At 42.9% G+C, this 14,098-nt stretch carries 10 protein-coding genes; 6 read left to right on the top strand and 4 right to left on the bottom strand.

Annotated elements, in window-relative coordinates; translation table 11 throughout:
* Nucleotides 1-161: 161 nt before the first annotated feature.
* From K4H96_RS01905 to K4H96_RS01885, 5 genes are all read left to right on the top strand, one after another.
* Nucleotides 162-1,088 carry a glycosyltransferase family 2 protein gene (locus tag K4H96_RS01905; protein WP_223336697.1) on the top strand — a complete coding sequence of 309 codons (927 nt, stop codon included), beginning with the start codon at nt 162-164 and terminating at the stop codon, nt 1,086-1,088.
* Entirely contained in the window at nt 1,085-2,569 is a 1,485-nt protein-coding gene (locus K4H96_RS01900) for a glucosyltransferase domain-containing protein (protein ID WP_223336698.1), read from the top strand. The genes K4H96_RS01905 and K4H96_RS01900 overlap by 4 nt, the downstream gene beginning before the upstream one ends.
* 260 nt (nt 2,570-2,829) lie before the next feature.
* Nucleotides 2,830-3,684, top strand: coding sequence for a dTDP-4-dehydrorhamnose reductase (gene rfbD, locus K4H96_RS01895; RefSeq protein ID WP_002919290.1), 855 nt, complete (start codon nt 2,830-2,832; stop codon nt 3,682-3,684).
* Between the two features lie 278 nt (nt 3,685-3,962).
* Nucleotides 3,963-4,721, top strand: coding sequence for a triose-phosphate isomerase (gene tpiA / locus K4H96_RS01890; RefSeq protein WP_002917440.1), 759 nt, complete (start codon nt 3,963-3,965; stop codon nt 4,719-4,721).
* A gap of 64 nt (nt 4,722-4,785) precedes the next feature.
* Nucleotides 4,786-8,967, top strand: a complete 4,182-nt coding sequence (locus K4H96_RS01885) for a GBS Bsp-like repeat-containing protein (RefSeq protein WP_223336699.1) — start codon at nt 4,786-4,788, stop codon at nt 8,965-8,967.
* Between the two features lie 34 nt (nt 8,968-9,001).
* On the opposite strand, the gene K4H96_RS01880 is transcribed toward K4H96_RS01885, so the two are convergent.
* The 4 genes from K4H96_RS01880 to K4H96_RS01865 are packed head-to-tail and all read right to left on the bottom strand — an operon-like array spanning nt 9,002 to nt 13,578.
* Nucleotides 9,002-10,237: an aminoacyltransferase gene (locus K4H96_RS01880; protein ID WP_161543322.1), complete on the bottom strand. Its 1,236-nt coding sequence runs from the start codon at nt 10,235-10,237 to the stop codon at nt 9,002-9,004.
* A gap of 14 nt (nt 10,238-10,251) precedes the next feature.
* Nucleotides 10,252-11,466, bottom strand: coding sequence for an aminoacyltransferase (locus K4H96_RS01875; protein WP_223336700.1), 1,215 nt, complete (start codon nt 11,464-11,466; stop codon nt 10,252-10,254).
* On the bottom strand, nt 11,466-12,275 hold the full coding sequence (gene yidA, locus K4H96_RS01870; protein WP_223336701.1) for a sugar-phosphatase: 810 nt from the start codon (nt 12,273-12,275) through the stop codon (nt 11,466-11,468). Before yidA ends, K4H96_RS01875 begins: the two co-directional genes overlap by 1 nt.
* A gap of 1 nt (nt 12,276) precedes the next feature.
* The gene (locus K4H96_RS01865) at nt 12,277-13,578 is read right to left on the bottom strand and encodes an HD domain-containing protein (RefSeq protein WP_002915501.1); all 1,302 of its coding nucleotides are present in this window, start codon (nt 13,576-13,578) and stop codon (nt 12,277-12,279) included.
* Nucleotides 13,579-13,693: 115 nt separating this feature from the next.
* Here K4H96_RS01865 and K4H96_RS01860 point away from each other — a divergent pair, with 115 nt between their 5' ends.
* Complete coding sequence (locus tag K4H96_RS01860; protein WP_223336702.1) at nt 13,694-14,080, top strand: DUF1934 domain-containing protein; 387 nt, start codon at nt 13,694-13,696, stop codon at nt 14,078-14,080.
* Nucleotides 14,081-14,098 lie beyond the last annotated feature (18 nt).

Here is a 14,098-nt window from a genome sequence, read left to right as displayed (position 1 = left end):
TTTCAATGCCTCTAGACTGAGCAAATAAGAATAAAACTAGGTTGGAAATAAGCTGCACCCCAAAAGCTAGATTTTTTGTGTCTAACTTTTAGGGTGCAGTGCATTTCGCCTAGTTTTTTGTTATAATAGGATGAAATATATAAAAATAGTAGGAGATTAAAATGACAATTTCGGTGATTGTTCCGTGTTTCAATGAAGAAGAGTCTATTCCTCTGTTTCATGAAGCCATGGAAGCGGTCAAATATCAAATCCGTGACCAGTTTGAATATATTTTTGTCAATGACGGATCGACAGACCAAACCTTGGTTGTTTTGCGAGAGCTTAGCAGTCGCTGTCCAGATGTACACTATCTGTCCTTTTCTCGTAATTTCGGAAAAGAAGCAGCCCTATATGCTGGTTTGCAAGAGGCGAGTGGGGAATTTGTGACGGTTATGGATGTGGACTTGCAGGATCCGCCAGAGCTCCTGGTTGAGATGAAGGCTATGCTGGACTCGAATCCTGAGCTGGACTGTGTGGGTACCCGTCGCACTACTCGCGAGGGAGAGCCGCCTATCCGAAGCTTTTTTGCCAATTTGTTTTACAAGTTGATAAACAAGATTAGTCAGGTAGAGATGGTGGATGGTGCGCGTGACTTCCGACTGATGCGCAGCCAGATGGTAGAAGCTATTCTGGAAGTTTCAGAGTACAATCGCTTCTCCAAGGGAATTTTTGCCTGGGTTGGCTTTAATACCGAGTACTTGGAATACAAAAATGTCGAACGAGTAGCTGGCAAGACCTCTTGGAATTTCTGGTCTCTTTTCAACTATTCTTTGGAAGGCATCGTCAATTTCTCTGATGCGCCGCTCAACATCGCCTTTTTAGGAGGTATCCTGTCTTGGATTTTAGCCTTTATCCTGATGGCAGTGATTATTATTCGCACCTTGGTTTTTGGTGACCCGACATCGGGTTGGCCGTCCCTTATGACTGTCATTCTCCTTATCGGAGGCTTCCAGCTGCTGACCATCGGCATACTGGGTAAATACATTGGTAAAATCTTTATGGAAACCAAGCATCGGCCGATTTATGTGATTAAGGAGAAGAGTAAATGATTTTCCAGAAACGTTTTTCTGATTTTAAAAACTATCTTCTTTTAAATAAATCGTCTGCCCTAGTTATTTTTATTATTTATTCAGTAGTCAATATTAATATCGGTTTAGCTGAGTATCCCTATATTGATGATATTGGAAGACAATTACAAGGCTATTCAAAATTCTCTGAACATTATTCAAGATATTTAAGTGAGTATTCCGCTCGTTTAATACAAGGTGGGGATCATCTGACAGAACTAGGCTTGACTTCAAATATTCTGTCAGCTTGTTTTTTAACTTTAGCGAGTTTAATTTTATTATTTGTCTTATATCCCAATAAGAAAATTTCTTTTATAACAGCATCTGTTTCAACTATTATAGGGATTAATCCGTGGTTTTTAGAGCCATTAAGTTTTAGATTTGACAATCCTTTTATGACTTTAAGTATATTAGTTTCTATCATTCCATTTATTTTCTGGGATAATAAAAAAATATTTGGAGTTATGTCAGTTGTTGGTATATTCTTAATGTGCAATTCATACCAAGCTTCTTCTGGAGTGTACATTATTGTAACCATGACGCTAATATTTTTAGAATTATTGCAAGGAAGTTGTTTTAAAGAAAAAATTCCTAAAATTTTCATCTCAATGTTGTCATATGTAATTGGTTTGCTTTTATATCGTATACAAATTTTTATAAAGCCACCGATTTTTGCTGATCAAGCTGATATTCCAAAGGGATTAGAGATGATTAAAATAATTGGGGTGAATGCTACAGGATATTTGCACAACATATTTTTTCAAAGTTCAACTATCTGGGTTTTATTAACGATAATTGCTATATTTCTCTTAGCTATCAGTGTGATTCGCTTATCCAGTACTAAATTCCTTTTGAACTTTGTTTACATGCTGATTTGGCTAAGTTTAGGAAGTGTATTTAGTTATGGAACTTATTTGATTTTATCTAATCCTTATTATCTTATGAGACCAAGATATGAATATGGTTTCGGAATTTTTTTAGCGATTATCTTAATTGTTAGCTTAGAGTGCGTTGAAAAGAGTAAAATTCTACGTAGAGGGAAGTCTTTCGTCTCGGGATTATTAGTTTTTTATTTCTTATCTTTCTCTTTTACTTATGTGAGCAGTTTAAAACAACAAAATGAAATGTTCAAAGCGCAGAGCATATTGCTAGCCTCCTCTCTAAACAAGTACATTACGCCCGAAAAAACAGTTATTAATGTGAATCGCTTTCTTTCTGATTCGCCAGTATTTAGCAATACAGCTTCTGTTTATCCAATGTTAAAAAGTTTGATTATGCCAAATACAAATGTTTCTTGGGATATGACATTGAGATTTAATAGCATAACGAACTTAAACGTCGATTTCAAATTAATCGATATTGCTAATATAGATTTTAGTAGTGAAAATTACACATTACTTGAAGAAACAAAGTTATATAATATTTATCTTGAAAATAATGAATTATTTGTTATCATGAAGTAGAATCTTCCTAAGAGAGAAATAAAGAAAAGATTCATTTTAATATGATTATGCATTGTTAAAGTTTATACTGTCAATTTGAAATGATGCTAAGTTTTCTGATTATCACTTGCATAATGTTGCATCATTTATATATGGAGTGTAAAAAGTATGAGATTTTTTTCCTAAAAATGACTAGAGGTATGATTCGACCAAGCAGATTTTTTCTGCTTTTTTTGTTATAATAAACTCATTAAATGTTTATGATGTGAAAGGAAAGACAAATGATTTTAATTACAGGTGCGAATGGACAGCTGGGTACAGAGCTTCGCTATCTTTTGGATGAGCGCAATGAGGAGTATGTGGCTGTTGATGTGGCGGAAATGGATATTACCAATGCCCAAATGGTGGACAAGGTCTTTGCGGAAGTTAAGCCAAGCTTGGTTTATCACTGCGCAGCTTATACTGCAGTTGATGCGGCTGAGGACGAAGGAAAAGAGCTGGACTATGCCATCAATGTTACCGGTACCGAAAATGTGGCAAAAGCAGCAGAAGCACACGGAGCGACCTTGGTCTACATCTCAACAGACTATGTCTTTGACGGACAAAAGCCTGTCGGAGAGGAATGGGAAGTAGATGACCGGCCGGATCCACAGACAGAGTATGGCCGCACCAAGCGCATGGGTGAGGAGCTGGTTGAGAAATATTCCAGCCGTTTCTATATTATCCGTACTGCCTGGGTCTTTGGTAACTACGGTAAAAACTTTGTCTTTACCATGCAAAATCTTGCTAAGACGCACAAAACTCTGACTGTAGTCAATGACCAGCATGGCCGTCCGACTTGGACTCGTACGCTGGCTGAATTTATGACTCATCTGGCTGAGAATCAAAAGGAATTTGGTTATTACCATCTGTCTAATGATGCGGCAGAGGACACAACTTGGTATGACTTTGCAGTGGAAATTCTCAAAGATACAGATGTGGAAGTCCAGCCGGTTGATTCCAGCAAGTTCCCGGCCAAGGCTAAGCGGCCTTTCAACTCAACTATGAGCCTGACCAAGGCTAAGGCGACAGGCTTTGTCATTCCGACTTGGCAGGATGCCTTAAAAGAGTTTTACAAGCAAGAGAAGAAACAGTGATTTTCTTTGAAGTTAATAATAGCGACAGAACTTAGTCTCAAACTAGGTTCTGTTTTTTTCTAGCAGACTAAAGAAACGATTTTCAGGCGCGTGCTCTGGTGGAGAAAGAGCTGGCTTGAAGATGAGGGTGGGAAATGATAATGAGAAGAATTTTCCACAGATCTTATCCCCTTAAAATAAAGATGTTTCAATTTGATGAAATTCTGTGGATAACCTTTATTATTTCATTCAACTATGTTACAATGTTACTATAAATAAAATAGAAGAGGTGTGTGAATATGTCACGTAAACCATTTATTGCTGGTAACTGGAAAATGAACAAAAATCCTGAAGAAGCCAAGGTTTTTGTAGAAGCGGTTGCTGCTAAGCTACCTTCTTCAGATTTGGTAGAAGCTGGTATCGCTGTTCCAGCACTTGATTTGACAACTGTTTTGGCAGCAGCTAAAGGAAGCAATCTTAAGGTAGCAGCCCAAAACGCTTACTTTGAAGATGCAGGTGCCTTCACTGGTGAAAACAGCCCTAAAGTTCTTGCAGAAGTTGGAGTTGACTACATCGTTATCGGTCACTCAGAACGCCGCGATTATTTCCATGAAACAGACCAAGACATCAACAAAAAAGCGCATGCTATCTTCCGCAATGGTCTGGTGCCAATCATCTGCTGTGGTGAATCACTGGAAACTTACGAAGCTGGTAAAGCTGTAGATTTCGTTGGTGCTCAAGTATCAGCTGCTTTGAAAGACTTGACAGCTGAGCAAGTTGCATCATTGGTTATCGCTTATGAGCCAATCTGGGCTATCGGTACTGGTAAGTCAGCAACTCAAGACGACGCTCAAAAGATGTGTAAAGCAGTTCGTGACGTTGTAGCAGCTGACTTTGGTCAAGAAGTAGCGGACAAGGTCCGTGTTCAGTACGGTGGTTCTGTTAAACCTGAAAATGTTGCGTCTTACATGGCTTGTCCAGATGTTGACGGTGCTCTTGTTGGTGGTGCATCACTTGAAGCTGAAAGCTTCTTGGCATTGCTTGATTTTGTAAAATAAAAAATGTTGAAAAAAGACTTGTCCTCCCAAAGGTGACAAGTTTTTTAAAAGTTGGAGAGAAAAGTTGAAATCGAAAGAATTAGTTTATTTAGCGAGTACGGCTATTTTGCTGGCAGCGACTGCCAATGTTGCAAAAGCCGAGGAACATACTATCGCTGAGTCAGAAGTTTTAAAAACAGAAAGGTCTGTTAGTTCCCAGAATCAAACAGTGAATGCGACCGCATCACAAACGTCTAATCAGCCGACTGTAGCAGTATCATCTGCAGAACAGTCAGTTCAAGCTGTTAAGCAAGAGGAGGAAGCAACGAACGCTACAGGAACAGCTGTTGAGTCTGGAGGAGCAGCTCAATCAGTTCCTGTAGAAACTCAGGTAGCTTCTGCTAAGCCAGAAGGGCAAAGTCAGCCAGATGCAAATGCTTCTAATCAGAATGAAACTGCCGCTGATCAGTCAGCAAAAGCAAGTTCTTCTGTTGCAGATTCTGCTATTGCCTCAGAGCCCAAGGCTAGTCCTGCTGTAGCATCAGTACCAAAAGCTAGTAATGCTGGGAAAACTGTATTTTATAATGCTGGGTCAAAGGCTCAGGCAGCCCGCGGGAATTCCCAAGCAGAGATTAAAGGTACTTCCTTTGTAGATGTCAGCAGCCACAATGGCCATATCAGCGTAGACGACTATCGTAAATTAGCCCAGCAAGGGGTTGGCGGTGTCGTTGTCAAACTGACAGAAGGAACTCATTACACGAATCCATTTGCTGAGTCTCAAGTGAGAAATGCTCAGGGAGCTGGTTTACAAGTATCGACCTATGCCTTCTCGCACTATACTAACGATGAAGAAGCGAGAGCCGAAGCTCGTTATTACGCTGCCTTTGCTAATAGACTAGGTTTGCCTAAAAACACAGTCATGGTCAATGACATGGAAGATCCCAAAATGCAAAATGGGATTAACCAGCATACCCAGGCTTGGGCGGATGAGATGTGCAGACTGGGTTATTCCAACCTGATGTATTATACTAGTGCCAGCTGGCTGGATCAAAATAATCTTCGCAGCAAGGGACCTGTCAATACATCGCAATTTGGATATAGTAACTTCTGGGTGGCCCAGTATCCGTCTTCTAATTTAAATCTTGATGGAGCTAAATCTCTCAAATACAACAGTGGCGCTGGAGCATGGCAGTTTACAGCTCAGGCTCAGCTTTTAGCTGGCAAACATGTATTTGACCATAGCGTAGATTACACTGGGAGATTTACCCAGCAGTCTGCTTTTGCTAAGCAGCCTTTAAAGGGTAACATCAGTATTCAGAATAAGAATAATGTCAACGGTAGCTTTGATGTTGTGATTTCAAACGTTTCTGCTCCTTATGGAGTATCTGTCGTTAGTGTTCCAGTGTGGTCAGAAGCTAATGGTCAAGACGATATTATCTGGTACACAGCCACTCAGCAGGCCAATGGTACTTATAAAGTTTCTGTTGATTCTAGCAGACATAAGGATTCAGTTGGCAAGTACAATGTCCATCTCTACTATGTCCGCAACGACGGTCAATTAGTCGGTGTCGGCGGTACTACGACTAATGTATCTGTCATCAAGCCACAGGGCAAAATTAGCATTCAGAATCGCAACAGCGAAACTGGTGATTTCGATATTGTGGTTTCAGGTATCTCATCCCCAGGTGGTCTTAAGACTGTCTCTCTGCCAACTTGGTCAGAGGCCAACGGCCAAGATGATATCAAATGGTATACTGCTGAACGTCAGGCTGACGGCACTTATCGTAAGCGAGTACGCATAAGCGACCACAATAATGTGCAGGGCGAGTACAGCGTCCATCTCTATTATGTCCAAAATGACGGCCGCTTGGTTGGTGTAAGCGGCACTAAAACGACCGTTTCTCTTGGAAAACCTAAGGGCACCATCAGTATTCAAAATCGAAATAAAGAAACCGGCGATTTTGATATTGTAGTTTCAGGTATTTCATCTCCGGGCGGTCTGAAGGAAGTTTCCCTGCCAACTTGGTCTGAGGCCAACGGCCAAGATGATATCAAGTGGTACAACGCTGAGCGTCAAGCTGATGGCACCTATCGTAAGCGTGTCCGTCTGAGCGATCACAAAAATGTTGAGGGTGAGTACAACGTGCACCTTTACTATGTGCAGAATGACGGCCAGTTGGTCGGTGTAAGTGGCACTAAAACGACTATTTCTATAGAAAAACCAAAAGTTCAAGGCAAAATCAGTATTCAGAATCGCAACAGCGAAACTGGCGATTTTGATATTGTGGTTTCAGATATCGTATCGCCAGGCGGTCTGAAGGAAGTTTCCCTACCAACTTGGTCAGAGGCCAATGGCCAAGATGATATCAAGTGGTACAATGCAGAACGTCAGGCTGATGGTACTTATCGGAAACGAGTTCGCCTGAGCGATCATAACAATGTCCAAGGCGAATATAATGTGCATCTCTACTATGTGCGAAATGATGGTAAGTTAGTAGGAGCAGGCGGTATCAAGACCAACGTTTCTATCAGCAAGCCGCAGGGCAAAATCAGCATCCAGAATCGCAACAGCGAAACCGGCGATTTTGATATTGTAGTTTCAGATATCGTATCACCGGGCGGTCTTAAGACAGTTTACCTGCCAACTTGGTCAGAGGCTAATGGCCAAGATGATGTCCAATGGTACACAGCGGATCGCCAGGCTGATGGTACTTATCGTAAGCATGTATATGCGCGTGAACATAACAACGTTCAGGGCGAGTATAATGTACATCTCTACTATGTGCAAAATGATGGCAGGCTGGTAGGAGCAGGCGGCATCAAGACCAATGTTTCTCTAGGTAAGCCAAAGGGCAACATCAGTATCCAAAATAAGAATAATGTCAACGGCAGTTTTGATGTTGTGATTTCAAACGTTTCTGCCCCTTATGAAGTGTCTGCTGTCAGTGTTCCGGTTTGGTCTGAAGCTAACGGTCAAGACGATATTATCTGGTATACAGCTACTCAGCAGGCTAATGGTACCTATAAAGTTACTGTTGAATCTAGTAAACATAAAGACTCAGTTGGTAAGTATCATATCCATCTTTACTATGTCCGTAACGACGGGCAGTTAGTCGGTGTTGGTGGTACTACAACCAATGTGTCAGCAGTTAAACCACAGGGCAAAATCAGCATTCAGAATCGCAACAGCGAAACTGGCGATTTTGATATTGTGGTTTCAGATATTGTATCGCCAGGCGGTCTCAAGACTGTTTCCCTGCCAACCTGGTCAGAGGCCAACGGTCAGGATGATATCAAGTGGTACAACGCGGAACGTCAGCCGGATGGTACCTATCGTAAGCGAGTTCGTGCGAGCGACCATAACAACGTTCAGGGCGAATATAATGTACATCTCTACTATGTGCAAAATGATGGCAGGCTGGTAGGAGCAGGCGGCATCAAGACCAATGTTTCTATCAGTAAGCCGCAGGGTAAAATCAGTATTCAAAATAAGAATAATGATACTGGAGAGTTTGATATTGTAGTATCAGGTATTGTGGCACCAGAAGGTCTCAAGACAGTTTACCTGCCGACTTGGTCAGAAGCGAATGGCCAAGATGATGTCAAGTGGTACACAGCGGATCGTCAGGCTGATGGTACTTATCGTAAGCATGTATATGCGCGTGACCATAAGAATAATGCAGGCGAGTACAATGTTCACTTGTATTACTTAAATAATCAAAATCAGCTGCAGGGAGCTGGTGGAGAAAAGACCTCTATCTCTGTAAACCGTCCTCAGGCAGCTAGTCAGCGAGACCGTGTTCTTGCGGCGGCAGCTGCTATGGTAGGTGTCAGGGGAGGTAGTGCTGAGCATCAGCGCTTGGTCAACGATTATAACAGTGTCAGACCGCTGCCAGTTGGCTACGCTGTAAAAAACACAGATGACTGGTGCGACATTTTCACGACGGTTATTTTCCAAAGAGAAGGCTTGAGCGATCTTATCGGCCGTGAGTGCGGTGTAGAGCGCCATATTCATATTTTCCAAAGACTAGGTATCTGGAATGAAGATGGTAATTCGACTCCTAGCGCAGGTGATATCATCACCTTTAACTGGGACAAAGATACCCAGCAAAATGATGGCTGGGCTGATCATATCGGTATTGTCGAAAAAGTTGAAAATGGCATCATTCACACGATTGAAGGCAACAGCAATAACGTAGTTAAACGCAATACTTACCGCATCGGTCATGGAAATATCCGTGGTTTTGCGACACCTCGTTATAGATAAACATACAAAAAAACCAAGGGAAAACTTGGTTTTTTTAACGTCTTAGAATTTTCTTTATGAGCTGAAGCAGCTTAAACTTGAGAGGGTTAGGATAATAACGGAAAGTCCCCATTTTTCGGACGATGAAGCCGTTGAAGTTCTGCTTGAAGCGCAGAACACCGTCAGAACCGTCGAAAATTCCCATAATGCCGAGGAAATTATAAAATGGAATGCCTCTCTTGATGCTTTCGGTCATAACGTATTCCTGCAGCAGGGCTGGCGCGTAGAATTTGTTGAACTCAGGATAGGAGCCACTGAAAAGATAGGTTGTTTCCTGAGGAGTATAGATAAAGAGGCTGGCAGCCAGGACTTGGTCTTGGTCGCCGTACTTATCAATCAGTTCTTGTGCTTCTGCTTTACGGGTTTCAAAGCTATCAAACTGGCTGGAAAGCTCTCGCAGCTGATTTTGCTTCTTTTCAGATTGAGGATTGTTTTCCAAGTCCGCCTGCAGTTTCTGGATTTTCTGGCCCAGTTTCTCTTGGTCTTTTTGTAAGTTCTGAAGATAGTCCTTGAAGTTGAGACTGGCTGTCATAAAGTCCGCCTGATGTCCAAAGCTATCATAAAAATCTTGATAGTAGTCTAGTGGCTTGTCATCATATTCCCGCCGGTCAGAAGTAGAAGCTGTGATGTCTTTGAAAACGCTGAGTTGGTCACGTTCTAGCCTTTTTAGCTTGATGCCAAAGGTATTCGCCTTTTTGACGGTCGCCTTTCCATTTTTACTGAAGGATTTGAGTAGGTCTTTCTCCGTCAGACCAGCTAAGTTTTTGACATAATGCCAATCAGGCTCCCCGCCTGGATAGCCTGTCTGTAGGCCGTCAAAGTCAAAGCCCAAATCAGTCAGTTGCTGGATAAGCTCGCCTTTTTCATCAGAAGTTGGCTGGCCATTGCTGTCAAAGGCCTGATAAGTTTCATAGGGCTTGATGATGAGCTCTAGAGCACCTTCTTTTTTAGCATAGGATTGCAAAGCTTGATAGAAGGGAGTCAAGTATTGAGCATCAGTAGAGACAGGGCCGCAGTTGATTTCCATATGGAGGCCGCCAGTCATCGGCATACTGTAGAGGACAGCAGACACCACTACCTGTCCCTGTGGGTCAGTGTAGCCAACATACTGGGTACTGAAGCCACGCTTGCTCAGCAGCTCTGCCATTTCTACGGTCTGCATGAAAGAGCGTTGGGAGCTAGCTGAGGTATGCTGGATGAATTCTTCTTGGCTGAGAAGTTTAAAGGTCATAGGCTTCCTTTCTGTTAATGCTTGCTGCGCAGTTTCTTTCTGATAGTGTAGGCCAGATTGGAGAGGTGGTAAAGAGGATTGGTTGGCAGGTTGAACTCACCAGCGAATTCCTCAATAGTCGGATTGAACTTGGATTTAAAGCTGTAGAGACCGCCCTTGAGATCGTTTTCGATTCCGCCCATATTTTGCCAATCCGCTCCGCGCTCAAAAGCATGTTTGGCCGTTTCGTACCAAGTGATAATGGCTGGCTGGTAACGGCGGTACTCCTCGTCCATTCCGGCATAGATATTTTCAGAGGTTTTGCCGTATTCCAAGACCAGTGTGCCAGACAGGGGAACGACAGTAGCCCCTTGGCTGATTTTGTCCTGTAGGAAGTCAATCTCTTCCTGGAGGCGTTTCTGTTCTTGCTGGTTATTCTCAATCTTGCCAGGCTTGGTTTTCTCAGTAAATTTCTCTGCTTCCTTGAGTGTCTTAGTCAGCTGAGCCTGCAAGTCTTCCAATCGTGCCTTTAGATCAATACTGGACAAGGTGACATAGGAGTGCTCAGGATAAGTATCCAAGAGTTTTTGATAATAGTCTTTGCCACGCAGGTGGATGTTTTTTCTGTTTTCTGTCTTCTTCATCAGGGCTGAAAAGTCATCCAGTAATTCTGCTCCACCAAATTGGATTTGAATGCCTTTGTTACGGGCTGTACGAATGGCCTGCCGAGTACTCTTAGAAAGCAGCTCCTCGTTGAAATCTTCTTTATGGATATTGGCCTGCAAGCGAGGTTGGATGGTTTCATCTAGAGACTCAGTCCGTCCGACCCAGACAGCTCCTGCTTCCTGTAACTGTTGAATCAGCTCAATCGTTTCTGCTTTGTCTTGCAATTCACCGCCCATCTTGCTTTCTGCCAGAAAGAGGCTAGGGTCAAACTTGATAAAGAGCACTTTTTTCTCCTTGGCAAATTTCTTGAGCGAGGCCAAAACAAAGATCAGCAGCTCCTTGTCACTATAGTCCATGATGGGACCGCGCGGGATATAAAGCATGGTCATCCCCAAGGGCAGTGGTTTAATTAGGACACTGGCTGCCGCAACCAAGCGGTCGTCTTTATAGAAGCCCAAGCGCTCATTGGCCCAGTTATCCTTGATCTGAGCCCAGGCTGAACTCTGCAGGAGATTGGCCTGCGGATGAGCCGTGACAAAATCGTCGTGTTCCTGAGCTGAAATTCCAATTTTGTAACTAAACATTATTTTAAAACCCACTCTCTAATAGCGTGCGCTACGCCAGATTCGTCGTTCGATTTGGTGATATATTTGGCGATTTTCTTGAGTTCTTCCTTGCCGTTTTTCATGACAACAGGAGAGCCGACGGCTTCCAGCATGGCGCGGTCGTTTTCTTCATCACCGATAGCCATGGTCTGCTCCTTACTTAAGCCAAGTTTTTCAGCCAGATGAAGGATAGCAGCTCCTTTATTGACAGTTTTTTTGACAATTTCCAGATAGAAAGGAGCTGACTTAACCAGTGTATATTTTTCGGCTAATTCTGGTGGCAGCTTAGCAATGGCCGCATCCAGAATTTCTGGCTCATCAATATACATGCACTTAACGATTTCTTTATTGACCATTTCTTCAGGTGTGCGATAGAAGATAGGCATGCTGACCAGATTGGACTCGTAAACAGTGTACTTGCCGATGTTACGATTGGCTGTATAAATGCCGTCCTTGGTGATGGCATGCATGTGGACGCCTAATTTTCGCCCGAGCAGTTCGATATCCAGATAGTCCTCATAAGTCAATGTTTCTTTGATTAATTCTTCGCCAGTAACAGTATCCTGTACTAGTCCGCCGTTGAAGGTAACGACATAGTTGTCTGGCTGATTAAGCTCTAGCTCCTCGAGAAGCTTTTGAACGCCTGCAATAGGACGGCCGGTTGCAATGACGATCTTGACACCAGCAGCCTTGGCATCCTGAACAGCACTGAAGACTTCAGGAGTGATTTCTTTTTGGTTATTTAAAAGGGTGCCGTCAATGTCGACGGCAACTAATTTGATAGACATATTATTCTCCGTAAGTAAATTGATCGTTTTTGATATAGTGCATAAAGGTCTGGTTTTTTTCGCTGAAAAGTCCGGTTTCTGCCAGCATTTCCTTGGGGAAGTAGAAGCGATTATCACCCTGTCTGGTCCCGGCTAGCGAATGAACGATAGGAGACAGGCTGGACAGTTCTGCTAGGCTGCCATCTTTTTGCAGAATTTCAATCTGGGTCCGGGGTTTTTCAACGTCAGGCCGGTAGAAATCATAAGGCAAATCAAAATTACGATGGATAGCAGTATAGTAATCAGGGTCGAAACCAACCTGTCCAACTAGGTCTCGCATGATATCCAAATGCGCTTCGTTTTCCTGAGAGAAGACGATAGACTTAAAGACCTTGCGGTTGATAAAACGCTGAGCCAGGTCAGATAAAATCTTGTCTGGACTAGTCATCCAAACTTGGAAATAGGTATTCATAACACCATCATCCAAGGCCAGATAATCCTGCAGTGTCACTCTGTTTTCAAAGAATGGAATGAGATTGGGCGATGACAGCGCAAAGTAATCCTTCTGAGCCGGATAGAGAAACTTGGCTCGCTTGAGCAGATTTTGCAGCAGAACTTCCATAGCACGGCTAGCCGGGTGGAAATAAACCTGCATGTACATCTGGTAGCGACTGACTACGTAGTCTTCCACCGCATGCATGCCATTGCGCTTGAAGGCGATGCCGTTTTCTACTGGACAAATCACTCGTAAAATTCTGGTTAAGTCAAATTGCCCATAGGAAGCGCCAGTAAAGAAGGAATCGCGCAAGAGATAATCCATCCGGTCCACATCAATCTGGCTGGAAATCAGCTGGACCACCTGCTTATTGGGATAGGTATGGTTAATGACGCTAGCTACCTTTTCAGGGAAATCCGGCGAAACCTGCACCAGTACCTGATGAATCTCTGTTTCAGGACTGGTGATGATTTGCCGCGTAATGTCCTCGTGATTGGTATCAAAGAGGCGCTCAAAGGTGTGTGAATAAGCTCCGTGCCCCAAGTCATGCAGGAGAGCTGCTGTCATGGTCAGCAGGCTTTCATGGCTGTCCCAGTTGGCTTGGTATTTTTCATTGAAAATCTTGGTGATGCGCCGGGCAATCTCATAAGCTCCCAGACAATGCGAAAAACGGCTGTGCTCCCCGCCGTGGAAAGTATAGCCGGAAGTACCCAGCTGTTTGATGCGGCGCAGCCGTTGAAATTCTTTAGTATTGATTAAATCATAGATAACCTGATGGTCCACATGAACATAATTATGAACCGGGTCCCGAAATACTTTTTCAATCATGTTATCATTATACCACAAATCAGAGTAGGAAAAAAATCAAAGCTGCAACTGAAAGAAGAGCAATTTTGTCCTTTTTTTGGTAAAATAGGGAAAGAAAAAGAGAAACGAGATAAAGATGCAAATCAGAATAAAAAATCACATCCAGCTGGACGGGCATACCGAGCTAATCGATCAGGTCTACAATACGGACTGGACGCAAAAAGGAGACTATCATTATCTGCTATACAAAAATGAAGAAGGAGAGAAAGTGGTTCTGAAGTTTCACGATAAAGAGTTGGTTATGACGCGCTTTTCTAAGCCTAAGTCCATCATGCGTTTCATCAGTCAAGGGCAGGCGCTGGTTGGCATCCATACACCTGTGGGCTTGCAGCAGTTTGTGACCGATACTCCTTTCTACAAGGTTGATTTTACCAAGCAAATTCTGCAACTTCATTATCAGCTGAAAACTGTTGATGGAGAGCAGATTTTTGCCAGCTATGAAATGGAGATTAGCTGGGGTTAATTGCTATTCTCCAAGAAA

It is taken from the genome of Streptococcus sanguinis (genome assembly GCF_020729765.1).
GTDB classification, from domain to species: domain Bacteria; phylum Bacillota; class Bacilli; order Lactobacillales; family Streptococcaceae; genus Streptococcus; species Streptococcus sanguinis_Q.
Note: the sequence above shows the minus strand (reverse complement) of the source record. Positions and strands in the feature narration are given on the sequence as shown.

Coding starts and splice junctions, on each gene's coding strand:
- K4H96_RS01905 (WP_223336697.1), top strand. CDS start 162: ATGACAATTTCGGTGATTGTTCCGTGTTTCAATGAAGAAGAGTCTATT.
- K4H96_RS01900 (WP_223336698.1), top strand. CDS start 1,085: ATGATTTTCCAGAAACGTTTTTCTGATTTTAAAAACTATCTTCTTTTA.
- rfbD (WP_002919290.1), top strand. CDS start 2,830: ATGATTTTAATTACAGGTGCGAATGGACAGCTGGGTACAGAGCTTCGC.
- tpiA (WP_002917440.1), top strand. CDS start 3,963: ATGTCACGTAAACCATTTATTGCTGGTAACTGGAAAATGAACAAAAAT.
- K4H96_RS01880 (WP_161543322.1), bottom strand. CDS start 10,237: ATGACCTTTAAACTTCTCAGCCAAGAAGAATTCATCCAGCATACCTCA.
- K4H96_RS01875 (WP_223336700.1), bottom strand. CDS start 11,466: ATGTTTAGTTACAAAATTGGAATTTCAGCTCAGGAACACGACGATTTT.
- yidA (WP_223336701.1), bottom strand. CDS start 12,275: ATGTCTATCAAATTAGTTGCCGTCGACATTGACGGCACCCTTTTAAAT.
- K4H96_RS01865 (WP_002915501.1), bottom strand. CDS start 13,578: ATGATTGAAAAAGTATTTCGGGACCCGGTTCATAATTATGTTCATGTG.
- K4H96_RS01860 (WP_223336702.1), top strand. CDS start 13,694: ATGCAAATCAGAATAAAAAATCACATCCAGCTGGACGGGCATACCGAG.